This is a genomic window from Cellulomonas sp. P24 (assembly GCF_024704385.1).
GTDB lineage: Bacteria > Actinomycetota > Actinomycetes > Actinomycetales > Cellulomonadaceae > JAJDFX01.
The window spans coordinates 2,121,487-2,137,982 of sequence record NZ_JAJDFX010000002.1 but is presented as its reverse complement, the minus strand read 5'-3'; the positions used below and the strand labels follow the sequence as shown (position 1 = coordinate 2,137,982).

Annotated in this window: 12 protein-coding genes and 1 riboswitch; of the genes, 5 read left to right on the top strand and 7 right to left on the bottom strand. The window is 71.8% G+C overall.

Annotated features, from left to right (window positions below; translation table 11 throughout):
* Positions 1-42: 42 nt before the first annotated feature.
* Positions 43-1,074 (top strand): L-threonine 3-dehydrogenase, encoded by a 1,032-nt coding sequence (gene tdh / locus LJB74_RS09930; protein WP_259308383.1) that lies wholly within the window; start codon positions 43-45, stop codon positions 1,072-1,074.
* 3 nt (positions 1,075-1,077) lie between these two features.
* On the top strand, positions 1,078-2,268 hold the full coding sequence (locus tag LJB74_RS09925; protein ID WP_259308382.1) for a glycine C-acetyltransferase: 1,191 nt from the start codon (positions 1,078-1,080) through the stop codon (positions 2,266-2,268).
* 143 nt (positions 2,269-2,411) lie between these two features.
* Here LJB74_RS09925 and LJB74_RS09920 read toward each other — a convergent pair whose 3' ends face one another.
* Positions 2,412-4,445: a diguanylate cyclase domain-containing protein gene (locus tag LJB74_RS09920; protein WP_259308381.1), complete on the bottom strand. Its 2,034-nt coding sequence runs from the start codon at positions 4,443-4,445 to the stop codon at positions 2,412-2,414.
* Positions 4,446-4,849: 404 nt separating this feature from the next.
* On the opposite strand from LJB74_RS09920, the gene LJB74_RS09915 reads away from it, so the two are divergent.
* Both LJB74_RS09915 and LJB74_RS09910 read left to right on the top strand, forming a co-directional pair.
* Positions 4,850-5,425: a 1-acyl-sn-glycerol-3-phosphate acyltransferase gene (locus tag LJB74_RS09915; protein ID WP_259308380.1), complete on the top strand. Its 576-nt coding sequence runs from the start codon at positions 4,850-4,852 to the stop codon at positions 5,423-5,425.
* Between the two features lie 319 nt (positions 5,426-5,744).
* Positions 5,745-5,819, top strand: a riboswitch (cyclic di-GMP riboswitch).
* Positions 5,820-5,833: 14 nt separating this feature from the next.
* Positions 5,834-6,025 carry a hypothetical protein gene (locus tag LJB74_RS09910; protein ID WP_259308379.1) on the top strand — a complete coding sequence of 64 codons (192 nt, stop codon included), beginning with the start codon at positions 5,834-5,836 and terminating at the stop codon, positions 6,023-6,025.
* A gap of 113 nt (positions 6,026-6,138) precedes the next feature.
* Here LJB74_RS09910 and LJB74_RS09905 read toward each other — a convergent pair whose 3' ends face one another.
* The 3 genes from LJB74_RS09905 to LJB74_RS09895 all read right to left on the bottom strand — a co-directional run bounded on the left by LJB74_RS09905 (position 6,139) and on the right by LJB74_RS09895 (position 10,196).
* Positions 6,139-8,667 carry a lysylphosphatidylglycerol synthase transmembrane domain-containing protein gene (locus tag LJB74_RS09905; RefSeq protein ID WP_259308378.1) on the bottom strand — a complete coding sequence of 843 codons (2,529 nt, stop codon included), beginning with the start codon at positions 8,665-8,667 and terminating at the stop codon, positions 6,139-6,141.
* Between the two features lie 82 nt (positions 8,668-8,749).
* On the bottom strand, positions 8,750-9,295 hold the full coding sequence (locus LJB74_RS09900; RefSeq protein WP_259308377.1) for a GNAT family N-acetyltransferase: 546 nt from the start codon (positions 9,293-9,295) through the stop codon (positions 8,750-8,752).
* A 106-nt stretch (positions 9,296-9,401) separates the two neighbouring features.
* The gene (locus LJB74_RS09895; RefSeq protein ID WP_259308376.1) at positions 9,402-10,196 is read right to left on the bottom strand and encodes a CPBP family intramembrane glutamic endopeptidase; all 795 of its coding nucleotides are present in this window, start codon (positions 10,194-10,196) and stop codon (positions 9,402-9,404) included.
* Positions 10,197-10,405: 209 nt separating this feature from the next.
* Between LJB74_RS09895 and LJB74_RS09890 the strand changes: the two genes are divergently transcribed.
* Positions 10,406-11,791, top strand: a complete 1,386-nt coding sequence (locus LJB74_RS09890) for a glutamate decarboxylase (RefSeq protein WP_259308375.1) — start codon at positions 10,406-10,408, stop codon at positions 11,789-11,791.
* Between the two features lie 87 nt (positions 11,792-11,878).
* Here LJB74_RS09890 and LJB74_RS09885 read toward each other — a convergent pair whose 3' ends face one another.
* The 3 genes from LJB74_RS09885 to LJB74_RS09875 form a co-directional block, all read right to left on the bottom strand.
* The gene (locus tag LJB74_RS09885; RefSeq protein WP_259308374.1) at positions 11,879-13,303 is read right to left on the bottom strand and encodes a PhoX family protein; all 1,425 of its coding nucleotides are present in this window, start codon (positions 13,301-13,303) and stop codon (positions 11,879-11,881) included.
* 258 nt (positions 13,304-13,561) lie between these two features.
* Positions 13,562-16,201, bottom strand: coding sequence for a heavy metal translocating P-type ATPase (locus LJB74_RS09880; protein ID WP_396125148.1), 2,640 nt, complete (start codon positions 16,199-16,201; stop codon positions 13,562-13,564).
* Positions 16,198-16,431, bottom strand: a complete 234-nt coding sequence (locus LJB74_RS09875; RefSeq protein ID WP_259308373.1) for a heavy-metal-associated domain-containing protein — start codon at positions 16,429-16,431, stop codon at positions 16,198-16,200. Before LJB74_RS09875 ends, LJB74_RS09880 begins: the two co-directional genes overlap by 4 nt.
* Between the last annotated feature and the right edge of the window lie 65 nt (positions 16,432-16,496).

Below are 16,496 nucleotides of genomic sequence, written 5' to 3'. Positions count from 1 at the left end.
CCGGCTCGATCAGCCGGGAAGCTCACTGCGGGAGGACAAGACATGAAGGCTCTCTACAAGGGTGTCGCGGGGCCCGGTCTCGCCCTGGTCGACCGACCCGAGCCGACCACAGGTGCGCACGACGTGAAGATCCGCGTCGCCCGCACCGGCATCTGCGGCACCGATCTGCACATCGAGTCGTGGGATCGGTGGGCTGACGGAGCCGTCAACGCCCCGCTGATCCCGGGGCACGAGTTCTCGGGTCACGTGGTCGAGGTGGGGAAGGACGTGCGGACCTTCTCCGTCGGCGACGTCGTCTCCGCCGAAGGGCACGTGGTCTGCGGTCAGTGCCGGAACTGCCGTGCCGGGCGCCGCCACCTGTGCATCCGTACGTCGAGCCTCGGGGTCAACCGTGACGGCGCGTTCGCCGAGTACGTCGTGATCCCGGAGAGCAACGTGTGGCGCCACGCCGAGGGCATCGACCTGGATCTCGCGGCGATCTTCGACCCGCTGGGCAACGCCGTCCACACCGCGTTGTCGTTCCCGCTCGTCGGCGAGGACGTGCTCATCACGGGAGCCGGGCCGATCGGCCTCATGGCAGCAGCCGTCGCGCGCCACGTGGGTGCCCGGTACGTCGTCGTCACGGACGTGGACGAGTCGCGTCTCGCGCTCGCCAGGACCATGGGCGTGGACCTTGCGATCAACGTGGCGAACGAGCGGATCTCCTCCGCCCAGGAGCGCCTCGGCATGCAGGAGGGCTTCGACATCGGCCTGGAGATGAGCGGGCACGCGAGCGCGCTCCCGGAGATGCTGGAGAACCTCACGCACGGCGCTCGCGTGGCGCTGCTCGGTCTCCCGAGCGCACCCATCGCGATCGACTGGGCCAAGGTCGTCTCTCACATGATCACGATCAAGGGGATCTACGGGCGTGAGATGTTCGAGACCTGGTACGCCATGAGCGCCATGGTCAGCACGGGCCTCGACATCTCCCCGGTGATCACCGACCGGTTCCCGGTGTCCCGCTGGGAGGACGCCTTCACGGCGGCACGCCAGGGTGGGCGTGGGAAGATCATCATCGACTGGAGCGAGGAGTAGACCGTGTACACGACCGTTCGCGCTGAGCTTCAGACGACCCTCGCAGAGATCAAGGCCGCCGGCCTGTACAAGACGGAGCGCGAGCTCGCGTCGCCCCAGGGCGCGCACGTCCGCTCGGGCGGACGTGAGGTGCTGAACTTCTGCGCCAACAACTACCTCGGACTGGCCGACCACCCGCAGCTCGTCGCGGCGGCGAAGGCGTCTCTCGACCAGTGGGGCTTCGGGATGGCGAGCGTGCGCTTCATCTGCGGCACGCAGACGCAGCACGTCGAGCTGGAGAGCCGGCTGTCGGCGTTCCTGGGCACCGAGGCGACGATCCTGTTCCCGTCGTGCTTCGACGCGAACGGCGGGGTGTTCGAGGTCCTGCTCGGCGCCGACGACGCGGTGATCTCGGACGAGCTCAACCACGCGTCGATCATCGACGGCATCCGGCTGTGCAAGGCGCAACGCCTGCGCTACCGCAACCGCGACATGGCCGACCTCGAGGCACAGCTCCAGGCTGCGAGCGGGGCGCGACGTCGACTCATCGTCACGGACGGCGTCTTCTCGATGGACGGGTACCTTGCGCCGCTCGACGCGATCTGCGACCTCGCCGAGCAGTATGACGCCCTCGTGATGGTGGACGACTCGCACGCCGTCGGGTTCGTCGGCCCGTCCGGCGCGGGCACGCCGGAGCTCTTCGGGGTGACGGATCGCGTGGACCTCGTCTCCGGCACGCTCGGCAAGGCGCTGGGAGGTGCGTCGGGCGGGTACATCAGCGGGCATGCCGAGATCGTCGAGCTGCTGCGGCAGCGCGCGCGACCGTACCTGTTCTCCAACGCCATCGCGCCGTCCGTCGTCGCGGCCTCGCTGGTCGCGCTGGACCTCGTCGCCGACGGCGCGGAGCAGCGGGCGACGCTGTGGCGCCGCGCGCGTGCGTTCCGTGAGCAGATGGAGGCTGCCGGTTTCGACCTGCTGCCCGGCGAGCACGCCATCATCCCGGTGATGTTCCCGGATGCGCACGACGCGGTCGCCATCGCGGACGCGCTCCTCGAGCGCGGCGTGTACGTGACCCCGTTCTCCTACCCGGTCGTGCCGCTCGGCAAGGCGAGGATCCGGGTCCAGATCTCCGCGGCGCACTCCGAGGCCGACATCACGGCCTGCGTCCAGGCCTTCGTCGAGGCCCGCGACGCGGTCCGTGGCGAGCAGCCCTAGCCGGCCCTCTGCACCGTCTCGGGCACGCTCAAGGCGCTCGACCTCGACGTCGGCCCGACTCTGCCGACTCGACCGATGGAGCGTCTGCAGGACGAGCAGGAACGAGCCCGGGGCGACCCGGGGCCGCCAGCCGGGACAGCCCCTCACCAGGGCGCGGCGTCGTCCAGCTCGTAGCGGTCCCCGCCGCGGTCCTTCGCCCGGTACATCGCGCCGTCGGCCCGGTGCAGCACCTCGTCCACGGTGACGGAGTCCAGCGTCTCGGTGGCGCCGAACGCGGCGTAGGTGATGCCGATGCTCGCGTGGACGACGTGATCCAGGCCGCGCACCGTGATCGGCTCCTCCAACGCCTGCGTCAGACGCTCGGCCACGTCGATCGCGAGGGCCCGGGCGCTGTCACCCGCGTGTTGCTGCGGGCCGGCGTCGGCGTGCCGCCACGGCTCGACGACGATCACGAACTCGTCACCCCCGACCCGCGCGACCGTGTCGCCCTCTCGCAGCACGGCCCGGAACCGCCGCGCGGCCTCGCGGAGCACCGCGTCGCCCGCCGAGTGGCCTCCGGTGTCGTTGACCTCCTTGAACCCGTCGAGGTCGCAGAACAGCACCGCCACGTCGCGACCGTCGACCCGGGACCGCGAGAGCGCCCCGTCGAGGGACTCGAGAAGCGCCGCCCGGTTCGGCAGCCCGGTGAGGTTGTCGTGGTGCGCGGCGTGCGTCAGCTGCTCCTCCGCCTCGACGACGTCGGTGACGTCACGCAGGACAGCGAGCACCTCGACGACGGCGCCCGTGGCGTCGCGCCGGAACGGCGTCGCAGTGTGGTCGAGCCACCTCCATCTGCCGTCCGTGTCGCGCGCGCGGTAGCGGAGGTGGCGGGACTCGCCGTCCGCGAGCTCGCATGCGGAGGAATGCACCGCCGCGAGCCGTTCCCGGTCGTCGGGGTGGACGAGGGTCGAGATCGCGTCGACGGGCAGCTCGGCGAGGGTCTCGGTGCGGACACCGAGGAGGCGCTTGCCGGGGGAGGAGAAGACGATGGCCCCGGTGGCGACGTCGGTGACGAGCGTGTTGTCCGGGCTCGCGGCGAGCACCGCGTCGGAGAACGCGTTCGCGCGGCGGGCGGCACGCTCCGCGACGGCGACGTCGGTGATGTCGATGTGGCTCCCGCGGACGCGTGTCGGTGCCCCGTCGCCGTCGAACACCACCTCCGTCCGGGCGCGGATGACCCGCTCGGCACGGTCCGACGCACGCCTGATGCGGAACTCGTCGGTGTGCCGTCCAGGGATGGCGGTGACGATCGCCCAGCCCTGCCGGACGCGATCCCTGTCGTCGTCCACGACGAGCGCGAGGCAGCGGGCGGCACTGAGACGCCCCGGCCGGACCCCCCACAGGGCGCACAGCTCGTCCGAGAAGCTCCACGTGTCGGTCGGCACGTCGCACTCGAAGCCGCCGAGCTGACCGAGCTCCTGGGCCTCTGCGAGCTTGCGGCGCTCCTCGGCGAGAGCCCGCCGGGCGGCGCGCTCGGCGGAGACGTCGGTGAGGGCGGCCACGGCGCCCAGGACCTCGCCGTCGGAGCCGACGATCCGGCTGCCGTGCACGACGACCTCGCGCCACGGTCCGCCGGGTGGACCGACCAGGACATCCTCGTGCGCGACCGTCTCGCCGCGCAGGGTGCGCATCAGCGGGTACTCGGGGGCGGAGAGCCGCCGCCCCGCGACGTCGAACACGTCGATCAACGGAGGCAGGTCCTCCGGCGCGAGACCCTCGAGGCCCGTCGTCAGGCCGAACATCGCCCGCTCCGCGCGGTTGCTCACGACGAACACGCCGTCCGCGTCGCAGGACACGATCCCAACCTCGATGGTCTCCAGCAGCGCATCGGTGAAGCTCTGCCGGCGTCCCAGCTCGGCGTGGACCTCGGCCAGCTCGGTCAGTGCGCGGTCGAGGGCGTCGGCGGTGCGGTGGCGCCGCGACAGGTGCAGCCAGCCGAGCGCGGCGAGGACGGCGACGCCGATGGCCACGAGGATGACCGCCCGGAGCAGCGCGACCAGGTCACCACGCGGGAGCAACGGCGGGACGACGACGGCGCCGAGCCCGAGGACGACGGCGAGGACCGCGACGGCGACCCACCGCCCGGGCGCGCGGCGTCGCGCCCCGCGGCCGGCCGGACTCTCGTCCGTCTGCTGCATGTCACCTTCCTCCCGATGGGGTGTGATGCCTGGTCGGTGCACGCCTGTCGGTGCACGCCTGGGGACGACGAGCCACCCAGGACGGCAGAGCGGGCCCGTCGACGGCAGATCGGCCGCGCGACGTGAGCCGTGAGGAACTGTCGTCGCGGAACCCCTGACCTAGCGTGCCCCGCCGGTGGAGATTCGGCTCGCGGCACACGCGAGCCGACGAGTCCCGTGATGCGATCGTCACCGGCGCGTGCGGTGGTTCCGGTGTGCCCGGGGCGTCGGGCGGGCCCGGTGTGTCGGGTGGGCCCGGTGGGCACGCTGCGTCGGACCTGCGGGTCGCGGCCGGGTGCGGGGAGATGAGAGCCTACGACGACGGTCGTCACCACCGTCCCCGTTCGCCGTCGCATGGAGACCTGATGATCCGCCGCCGCCTGGCCGGAGCGTACTGGGCGCTCAGCCGCTGGAAGCCGCACGTCGAACCCCTTCCCGCCGAGGGGGCCGGGCTGCTCATCGGCGCGCCGCACACGTCGAACTGGGACTTCGTCCTGATGCTGGCGGTGACCTGGAAGGCCGGGGTGTCGGCCAAGTTCCTCGGGAAGGACTCGCTGTTCCGTGGGCCGTTCGGGCCGCTGTTCCGTGCCCTCGGTGGCATCCCGGTGGACCGGGCCAACCCGCACGGCCTCGTGCGTGACCTCGTGGCCCGCGTCGCGGCCGGCGACCAGTTCTACCTGGTGGTGACGCCCGAGGGCACCCGGACGAAGACGCAGTTCTGGAAGTCGGGCTTCTACTACATCGCCCACGAGACCGGTCTGCCGGTCACGCTCGGGTTCGTCGACCGGGACACCATGACGGCGGGTCTCGGGCCGACGATCCGGGTCACCGGCGACAAGGCCGAGGACATGGACACGATCCGCGCGTTCTACGCCGGCAAGCACGGGGTCCGGCCCGCGCTGGGCGGCGAACCGCGTCTGCGGGACGAGCGTCGTCGCTGAGCCCGTGACTCCAGGGTCACGGTCGACGTCGGAGCGGCGGCCTCCGGGCGGCACGAGTGAGTCCCCCTGCGCATCACTCGTACCGTCCGGGTTCCGCTCTGCGCCGTCTCAGCAGTGCGTGCCCACCATGAAGGAGATGTCCGGCGGCGCGGACGAATCACGGGCCCACTGGTGTGATGTGTATCACATCAGGCGCGGCGGGCGGGACTGACGGATCACATGGGTGGTATTCGCCCGTGCGGGTGAAAACCGGGCGTATCGCGCGGTGTGCCCCGAGAACCCCTTGTCTCCGAGGCAGATCCGGTTAACCTCGAAGTGTCAGCGACAAGGGCAAACTCGCCGTGAGGTGAGGACGCAAAGCCACGGGACCCCCAGGGTCAGCCGGGCCACCGAACGAAGGACGTCCGCATGGACCAGTACGGGATCTTCGAGTCGATCGAGTCGTCGAGCTACCGGAACGACCTTCCTCAGACCCACCGGGCACCAGAGGTCGCCATCTTCCCGATGGCGCGCCTGCAGGCGTGGGCCGGACTCGCCGCCTCCCTCGCGAGCCGCATCGACTACGTGCCTGCGCAACGCGACTACCTCGTCCGCGGCTGACCACCCTTGCTCCCGGCAGAGCCCTCCGCACAGCAGAGCCTCTGCCGGTAGTCACCCGCGCTCGCGGTCCGGCCGGAGCCGTGAGCGTCGGGCGCGTCGGCGACCCGTGACCGTCAGAGCTCTCCGGACCGCTGCAGGATGCGCATCGACACCCAGCCGAGCGGGATCCGCAACCAGAACGTCAGGACCCGGAACAGCACCGCGACCGACGTCGCCACACCGAGGTTGATGCCGCCCACACCACCGAGCAGGGCGATGAGAGCGCCGTCGATCGACCCCAGGCCGCCTGGCATCGGGATCACCGCCCCGGCCGCGTTGCCGCCGAGGTAGATCACCGCGACCTGCACGAGGCTGAGGTTCTGGCCGAACGCCGCGAGGGCGGACTCGAGTGCGAAGACGTAGCCCATCGTCATGACGACGTTCCCGGTGAAGCCGATCGCGAGCCGACCGGGCTGGCCCACGATCTCGATGAGACGCGGCCATGTCTGCTGGAGCGTCGGGAGGGTCCGCGCGGCGACCCATCGGCGGACCTGTGGGACCAGGAAGGCCGACGCGACGAGCACCACGACGATCGCCACCGCGACGAGCGTCGTCGTCGTGGGCGCGAACTTCGCCGCCTCGTTCGTGCCCGAGGCGATCGACAGGACCACGAGCAGCCCGATCGTCACCACGAACTGCGAGACCTGCACCAGGGCGACCGTCGCGACCGCCAACGAGGCACTCACCCCGCGGCGCGTGAGCATCCGCATGTTGAGGGCGGCCGGTCCGACCCCCGCCGGCGCAGCGAGCGCGACGAACGTCGCCGCCGTCTGGACCAGCACCGTGCGCCAGACCGGCAACCTGACCGGCGAGAACGCCACCAGGGTGAGAGCCGCACCCAGGAGCGTCACGAGCCCCAGCGCGAACGCCACGAGGCTCCAGCGCCAGTCGCTGTGCGCGAGGGCCTGCGTGATCTGCGTGAAGTTGACCGAGGTGAGGACCACGACGGCCGCGACCGAGGTCAGCAGCACCGTGAGCACGGCACGGGCACCGAGCCGCACCAGGCGTTCCGGCTCGACGCTGGCCTCCGGGAGCTGCTCGACCAGGGCGGCACGGAGCTCGGCGAGGACCCTCTTCTGGGCACGAACCTCGTCGCGCGTGCGCCGCGGCAGGGCGATCGTCTGCAGCAGCGGACCGATCGAGGCGATGTCGGAGTTCGGCAGGATCGCCGTCGCGGAGGCCAGCGCTCGCTGCGCCCCGACGCGCACGGCCAGCATCGCGACCATCTGGGTCAGGTCCATCCGGCGGGCGAGGTCGGACGAGGCCACGTCGCCCGTGTCCCAGCCGGTGATCCACACCTCCGGGTCGGCCGACGTCGGGTTGCGCACCAGCACGGTGTCCGAGGTCAGCGCGCGATGCGCGATCCCCGCGGCGTGGGCCAGGCGCACCTGGTCCCACACGGCCTGCAGCACGGTGTCGGTGATCTCCTCCGCGGCCAGGTCGCCCAGCGGGACGGCGCCCTCCGGGTGCTCCTGGACGAAGATCATCGACGCGTCCGCCTCGGCGACCGCGAGGAGCTGCGGCGTGCGGACCCCCGCGGCGCGTGCCGCGTAGGCGAGCAGTGCGGCACGCTCGGCCGCCTGACGCAGGGAGACGACCGTCCGACCGTCGATGCCCCGCATGCGCAGCGACTGCCACAGCCTGCTGAGCACACCGATCACCTGACGGTCGCCGTCCATCACGACCACCTCGAGCGACCGGCCCCCGGACGCCGTCATCTCGTAGACCCGGTTGCCGCCGAGGCGCGTGGTCGCCATCGCGGTCGCGGCGCGGGCCGAGAGGCCGTCGTCGTCACCGGTGCTGTGCTCGCCGTCCCCCACGCGGGACAGCCGGACGGGCTCGAAGCCGGCACGACGGATCCCCGAGACGAGTGCCGCACCATAGGCGCGCTCGGACTGCACGCCTGACACGTACCGCACGCCGAGACCCGCGAGCCGGCCGGCCAGCACCGCGATCGCCGCGCCGGTGAGCGACACCTGCCCGGTGATCAGGACGACACCGAGTGCCACCCACAGCACGTTCCACGACCACGCGACCGTGCGGCGTCGGGCCCGCGACCCGGCGGCGGTGACCAGCCCGGCGACCGCGCTCATGTACCCCGGGACCGTCACCGTCCAGCTCCCGTTGAGGAAGACGGACATGCCGCGCACCAGCTCCGTCGAGCCGAACGTCACGATCCCCCAGGTCAGGAGCGCGCCCACGACGAGGCCGACGAACCCGGCGGCGAGGGCCTCGAGCACCTGGCGCCACAGCCGGCGTGCGGACAGCTCGATCAGCACCGTGGCCGGCAGGATCAGCGTCACCAGCCCTTCGAGGACGGCGATCGGCACGATGAGGATCGACCGGAGGACGGTCGCGACGTTGCGGACGTCGGCGGTGACCCCGGTGGTCGTGCCGTGCGCGTACACCGCGAGCAGCATCATCAGCCCGATCGCGAGAGTGCAGAGCACCGCGTTGAGCAGGTCGCTCGGGTGGTGGACCCGGACCTCGGGCGTGTCGATGATCTGGACCCCGTGCGTGCTCAGGGGGTCGACCGGAAGCTGGATCGTCGGAACCGACGTCCGACGAGCCGCTCCGGGGCTCGAAGGGGCGTCGTCAGGCATGAGGGCGAGTCTAGAGTGCACGACCAGCGGGAGGCCGTCGGAACGGTCACCCTGCCGGGCGAGATCGTCGGACGTCGCGCGGTCAGTCCGTCGCGAGCCGTCCGTGGACGACGAGGTCGTCGCGGATCCCGGCGCGCTCGACGGCGCTGCGCAGCACGCCCTCCTCGCGGAACCCGGCGGTGCGCGCCACCGCGCGCGACGCCACGTTCGGTGCCGCCGCACGGAGCTCGAGCCGGGCGAAGCCGAGCTCGAAGGCCCACGCGGTGATCGCGACGGTCGAGCGGGTCGCGACCCCCCGCCGGCGGGCCCACGGCGCCACCCAGTAGCCGATCTCCGCGGTGCGGTTGACGAGGTCCACGCGCACGAGACCGTTCGCGGCGGCGAGCCGGCCATCGGGCCCGACCACCGCGAAGTTCGCCGACGTGCGGCGCAACCAGCCCGTCGCCGTGACCCCGCCGACGAACGCCTCGGCGTGCTCCTGCAGGTACGGGTTCGGGACTGTCGTCCAGCGGAGGGTCTCCGGGTCCTGGCACGCGGCCAGGACGTCAGGGGCGTCGGAGGCCCGCCAGGCGCGGAGGGTGAGGTCGTCGACGTGCAGCACGGGAGGGGTCTCGGGCCAGCGGATCATGCGCCGACCCTAGCCAACGCGGTGGGCGCTGCGCTCAGTGCAGGTGCCGGGCGCGGTTCACGTGCATGGCTCAATTGAGGTGCAGTGCTCAATTGAGGTGCAGTGCTCAATTCAGGTGCAGGGCCGCCCGCACGTCGGCCGGGATGAGCGCATACCCGACGAACGAGACGATGTCGAGGATCGCGTGCGCGACGACGAGGGGCATCACGCGTCGTCGTCGCCGGTAGTACTCGGCGAACACCAGGCCCATCACGGCGTTGCCGAAGAACGGCCCGATCCCCTGGTACAGGTGGTACGAGCCGCGCAGCACCGCGCTGGCGACGAGGATCGCCGGGGTGCGCCAGCGCAGCTGACCGAGCCGCTCGACCAGGTAGCCGACGACGATCACCTCCTCGAGCAGCGCGTTCTGCACCGCTGCGAGGATCAGGACGGGGACGGCCCACCACTCGGGCGGCAGCCCGGACGCCTGGACCTGCACCGTGATGCCGATCGCGCGCCCGACGGCGTACAGCCCGAGCCCCGGGATCCCGATCAGGGCCGCGAGGCCGACGCCGATCCCGAGGTCCCGCGTGGGGCGGGCGCGGTCGAGCCCGATGCGCCGCAGCGCGGACCGGCCGTCGGCGGAGAGCAGGTAGAGGGCGAGAGCGACGGGGACGAGGGCGAACCCGATCGACAGGAGCTGCAGCGCGAGGTCGACGTACGACCGTTGCGACAGGCTCTGGTTGAGCCCGGCGGCCTGGTTCTTGAGCGGCGTCGGCGCCGTGAGGCGTTCGATGATGGTGATGATCGCGTTGACCGCGGAGCGGCCGAGGGACAGGCCGAGGACGATCCAGATCTCCGTCGTGATCCGCCGTCGCACGGCGCGGTCGCTCGGCGCTGGTGCGTGCGCGAGGGCGGTCATGCGTGCCGTTATATCTCAGAGACCTGGCATTCCCGAGTCAGCCCGCTGTCAGCCACCTCCCAGCCACCCCCGTCGAGTGGAGCGTTCTGCCAGCGACACGCGGGCGTGTCGCGGCAGAACGCTCCACTCGACCGGGCGCGGGGGTGGGGTGAGGATGGGCAGGGCCAGCGTCCCGCCGGGCGCCGGACGTCGACCCGGAGGACTGCGCCGTGACCCTCAAGCACCCGGACGCGAGACAACCCCGAACGGGCGCGCTGCCCGTGGACCCGTTGTTCGACCTCGAGGGCGAGGAGATCCCGAAGCACCGGCTCGGCCCGCACGAGCTCCCCGCCGGGGTCGCGTACGAGCTGATCCACGACGAGCTCATGCTCGACGGGAACGCGCGGATGAACCTGGCGACCTTCGTCACGACCTGGATGGAGCCCGAGGCCCGCACCCTGATGGCCGAGACCGTCGACAAGAACATGATCGACAAGGACGAGTACCCGCAGACGGCCGAGCTCGAGATGCGGTGCGTCAACATCCTGGCCGACCTGTGGCACGCACCCGACCAGGTCGCGGCGACCGGCTGCTCGACCACAGGATCGAGCGAGGCCGCGATGCTGGGCGGCCTCGCCCTGCTGCGGCGCTGGCGGCAGCGCCGCACCGCAGCGGGTCGGCCGACGGATCGCCCCAACCTCGTCATGGGCATCAACGTCCAGGTGTGCTGGGAGAAGTTCGCCGCGTACTGGGACGTCGAGATGCGACTCGTGCCGATGGAGGGAGACCGCCTCCACCTCGGGGCCGCCGAGGCCGTCGCACTCTGCGACGAGCACACGATCGGCGTCGTGGCGATCCTCGGCTCCACGTTCGACGGGTCGTACGAGCCGGTCGCGGAGATCTGCGCCGCGCTCGACGACCTCCAGGCGCGGACCGGGATCGATGTGCCGGTGCACGTGGACGGTGCGTCGGGCGGGTTCGTCGCGCCGTTCCTCGATCCCGACCTCGTCTGGGACTTCCGGTTGCCGCGGGTCGCGTCGATCAACACGTCGGGGCACAAGTACGGGCTCGTGTACCCGGGGGTCGGGTGGATCGTGTGGCGCGACGCGTCATGCCTGCCGGAGGAGCTGATCTTCTGGGTCAACTACCTCGGCGACGACATGCCGACGTTCGCGCTCAACTTCTCGCGCCCCGGGGCCCAGGTCGTCGCGCAGTACTACAACTTTCTGCGGCTGGGGGTCGAGGGCTACCGCAAGGTCCAGCAGTACGCGCGCGACGTCGCCACGCGATTGGCCGGGCAGATCGAGGAGCTCGGGCCGTTCGAGCTGCTGACCCGGGGCGACGAGCTCCCCGTCTTCGCCTTCACGCTCACGGCCGGCGTCGAGAGCTTCTCGGTGTTCGACGTCTCGGCGGCCCTGCGCGAGCGGGGCTGGCAGGTGCCCGCGTACACGTTCCCGAAGAACCGGGAGGACATCGCCGCGCTCCGGGTGGTCGTCAAGCGCGGGTTCAGCCACGACATGGCCGACCTGCTCGTCGAGGACCTGACCCGCGCGCTCCACCACCTCGAGTCGCAGACCGCACCCCACCGGTCCGCCGGAGCGAGCTTCCACCACTGACCCCCTCACGCCTTTGTGGAGTGGAGCGTTGTGCGAGCGACACGCGGGCGTGTCGTCGCACAACGCTCCACTCGACGGGGGTCGGGGTCAGCGCCAGCCGGTGATGTCGACCAGGGTGCCGAAGCCCGAGTCGTTGTGCTGCAGGCTCACGTAGAAGTGCCGACCGGTCGGGTCGAAGAATCCACCGGTGAACTCGGCCTCCAGGTCGTTGAGCACCGCGACCCGCACGCAGCCGTCGGACTGGGCGTCGATGTCCGCGCCGTCGCTCATGCAGCTCCAGAGGTCGTCGTTGTGGTCGCCGCCCTGGGCGCCGTACGTGCTGCCGTCCTCGTGGAGGATCCAGTTGCCGCGACCCGGCTGGTTGTCGATGTTGTCGGGCATGTTGAGGTCCTGGTTGCCGACGACGAAGAGCTCGACCTCCGGGGTCGAGGTCCCGCTCGCGACGTCCGAGAGCCGCCCGTCCTTCAGGCAGATCGTCTCGCCGAAGTAGCGGGACTCGTCACGGCCGGTGTTGTTGCCGCACCACCGCACGTCACCGGCGGCGAGCGCCTTCAGGTCGAGCGCGATGTCCTCCGGGCGGTAGTAGCCCGTCAGGCCGGCGGCCGGAGCGAGCGTGCGAAGCTGTGCGCCGGACGCGCCCGGGATCGGGATCCACGCGCCCTGGCCGAGCGCCATCGCCGGGCCGTAGTTGCTGCCGTCGGACACCCGGAGGCCGAACACGGACCCGGACGCCAGTGGGGACTGGTCGAGAGAGGTGATCGGCGTCGTGCCCGCGTAGGGCGTCGACGGGACGAACTTGAAGTACGAGCCGCCAGGGGCGCCGTTCTTCGGGCCGAGCTCGTCACCGTAGTAGGCGACGCCGTTCGGCAGGATGCCGAGGCCCTCGAACGACAGCGAGCCGAGGGCGTCGCGGCGGACGATGTTCGGGGTGGAGGTGACGCCGGTGGTGCGGTCGAGGGTCGCGCCGACGACCGACATCGGGTCGATCATCTCGTAGACCGCTCCGGTCGCGCCGGCCTCCTCACCGAAGACGATCGTGCCCCAGGGCGTCACGTGCAGCGGGTCGCACGACTTCGTCCCGGTCAGCACCGTCACCGCGGTGCCGGTCGCGAGGTCGATGCGCTGGACGCCGGGGTCGGTCGGGCCCTGCTCGTTGCAGAAGAACAGGTGCGTCGGGTGGCTCGCCGGCCACAGGGCACCCATGTCGAGGTTGGGGGCGGCGTTGCCCGACGTGACGACCTTCGCCTTGAGGCCAGGTGCCACGGTGATGAGCGAGAGGGGGTTCGCCAGGGCGGTCGCGGTGTCGACGTTGACGGTCGACGAGGCCGGGATCGCGCGGGTGATGCCGAAGTTGCGCAGCGTGCTCGAGCTCGGGTGCTCCCTGTCGTCGGAGTGCGACGACGAGCCGTGGTCGCGGTCGATCCGGGCCGATCGGTCGGCGGCATAGCCGCTCGTCACGAGCCCGGCTGCTGCGGTGACGGCGAGGGCGGCCGCCGTGAAAGACCTACGCATGTCGGTTCTCCTTCCGGCGCGGGTAATTCCCGGCCGGAGCCGAAACTATGCGCGACCTGTGGAGACGATGTGGCCGACGAGTGTCGCCGCCATGAACCCTCGATGACCAGTCCCACCCCCTCCGTCGAGTGGAGCGTTGTGCGACCGACACGCGGGCGTGTCGTCGCACAACGCTCCACTCGACGGGCCGGGCGGACGCCCGGGGCGGGGCGGGGCGGGGCGGTCCCCCGCCCGGCCAGGCCGGGCGGGGGACCGGGGTCAGGAGAACTGGCGCAGGCGCAGCGAGTTGCTGACGACGAGCACCGATGAGAACGCCATCGCCGCACCGGCGATCATCGGGTTGAGCAGGCCGAGCGCCGCGAGCGGGATCGCTGCGACGTTGTACGCGAATGCCCAGAACAGGTTCTGCTTGATGATCGTCAGCGTCCGCCGGGAGAGCCGGATCGCCGCGGCCGCCGACCGCAGGTCGCCGCGGACCAGCGTGAGGTCGGCCGCCTCGATCGCGGCGTCGGTGCCGGTGCCCATCGCGAGCCCGAGGTCAGCCGCCGCGAGGGCCGCTGCGTCGTTGACGCCGTCGCCGACCATCGCGACGACGTGACCCTCGGCCTGGAGCCGGGCGACCACGTCGACCTTGTCCTGCGGGAGGACCTGCGCGATGACGTCCTGCTCCGGGAGCCCGACGAGCCGGCCGACCGCCTGGGCGGACCCGACGTTGTCGCCGGTGAGCAGCACCGGGCGCAGGCCGAGCGTGCGGAGCTGGTCGAGCGCCTCGCGGGAGGTCTCCTTGACCGGGTCGCGCAGCACGATCGCGCCACGGACCTGACCGGCCCATGCGACCAGCACGGCCGTCGCCCCGTCACGCTCTGCCGCCGCGACGGCAGCCAGCAGGTCGGGGTCGGCGTCGGGCACCCCGTTCTCCGCGAGCCAGGACGCGCGCCCGACGAGGACCCGCTGCGAGACGTCGACCCCGGAGTGCGCGATCCGCACGACCCCGGACACGCCGCGCCCAGCGTCGTTGCGGAACTCGAGCACCTGCGATGCGCCGATCTCGACGCCGTCCCCGCCGACGCCCGCGACCTCACGGTCGGCCTCGGCACCGGAACCCACCGCTCCGCCGGAGCCCGTGGTTCCGGCGGGATCGGCGCCGACGCTCCGAGCTGCGGCAGCGACCGCACGGGCGATCGGGTGCTCGCTCAACGCCTCCACGGCACCCGCGACCCGCAGCACTTCGCGCTCGTCCTCGGTCAGCTCGAGCGCCCCCTCCGTCAAGTGGAGCGAACTGCGCGCGACACGCTCGCGTGTCGGTGCAGTTCGCTCCACTTGACCGGGAGAGGTGAGGACGTCGACGACCGTCATGTGGCCCTCGGTGACCGTGCCGGTCTTGTCGAGGACGATCGTGTCGATTGCTCGGGTGCGCTCGAGGACCTCCGGGCCCTTGATGAGGATGCCGAGCTGGGCGCCGCGACCGGTCCCGACCAGCAGAGCCGTCGGCGTCGCGAGGCCGAGCGCGCACGGGCACGCGATGATCAGCACCGCGACCGCCGCGGTGAACGCCGCCTGCACGCCGCCGCCCGAGACGAGCCACACCGTCAGCGTCGTGAGGGCGAGCACCAGGACCACGGGCACGAACACCCCGGAGATCCGGTCGGCGAGCCGCTGCACCGGCGCCTTGCCGGTCTGCGCCGCGGACACGAGCCGTCCGATCTGCGCGAGCTGCGTCTCGTCGCCGACCCGCGTCGCCCGCACGATCAGGTGCCCGGACGTGTTGATGGTCGCGCCGGTCACCTCGTCGTCCGGGCCGACGTCGACGGGCAACGGTTCGCCGGTCAGCAGGGACGCGTCGACCGCGCTCGTGCCGCTGACGACCACGCCGTCGGTCGCGATCTTCTCGCCCGGCCGCACCGCGAACTCGTCGCCGACCTGGAGCTGGGAGATCGGCACGCGCTGCTCGACGCGGGTCCCGCCAGGGCCCGTCACGAGCAGCGCGGCGTCCTTGGCGCCGAGGTCCAGCAGGGCGCGCAGCGCGTCGCCGGCGTGCCGACGCGAGCGGTGCTCGAGGTAGCGGCCCGAGAGCAGGAACGTCGTGACGACGGCCGCAGCCTCGAAGTACAGCTCGGGCGTCGTCATCGCGTGGCCACCCGCAGCGGCCGGCCACAACGTCGGGCTCATCCGCATGCCGAGCTTGCCCGCGCCGCCGAGCAGCAGAGCCCACAGCGACCAGCCGGTCGCGGCGATGATGCCGATCGAGACGAGCGTGTCCATCGTCGACGACCCGTGCCGGGCGGCCCGGAACGCGGCGCGGTGGAACGGCAGCGCCGCCCAGGTCGCGACGGGCAGCGCGAGGACGGCGACGACCCACTGCCACCCGGTGAACTGCAGCGGCCGGACCATCGAGAGCAGCACGACCGGGACGGCCAGCGTCCCTGCGACGCGTAGCCGCCGGAGCAGGTCGTCGCCGCGGTCGGGCGTCGGTGCCGAGGTGTCCTCGTCGGCCGTCATCTCGTGACCGGGGGCCATCGTGTGGCCGGACAGGGTCATGCCGGTGTCGACACCCGCCCCACCCGAGGTGTCCGTCGACGTGGCCGGAGTCGTGCGCGGACCGGCGGGAGCGGTGTCCGGACGGGCGACGACGGTCGCGTCGTACCCGGCCTTGCGGACGGCGGCGATGAGTGCCTCGACGTCGGCGGGGTCCGTGCCGTCGGGCGACGGGGCGATCTCGACGTGGGCGGTCTCGAGGGCGAGGTTGACCGTCGCGGTCACGCCGGGCACGCGGTTGAGGCGCTTCTCGACGTGCGACACGCACGACGAGCAGGTCATGCCCGTGACGGCGAGGTCGATCGTGGCGACGGGAGCGACGGGGACCGTCAGGTGCGGGGTGCTCGTCTCGTCGGCTGTCACAGCAACGACCCGCGGGGGGTGACGGCGTAGCCGGCCTCCTCGACGGCGGCCTTGATGGCCTCGTCGGTGAGCGGCTCGTCGGAGACGACGGTGACCGGGGAGGACGCGCCGGCCTGCAGGTCGATCGTGACGTTCGTGACGCCCGGGATCGCCGTCAGCTCCTCGGTGACGTGGTGCACGCAGTGGTTGCAGGTCATGCCGTCGACGGAGAACGTGGTGGTCTGGCTCATGGTCGGATCCTCTCGGTGGGTGTGGCGCCGCTCGGGTGAGCGGCTGTCGGGCGAACGGGTGCGGG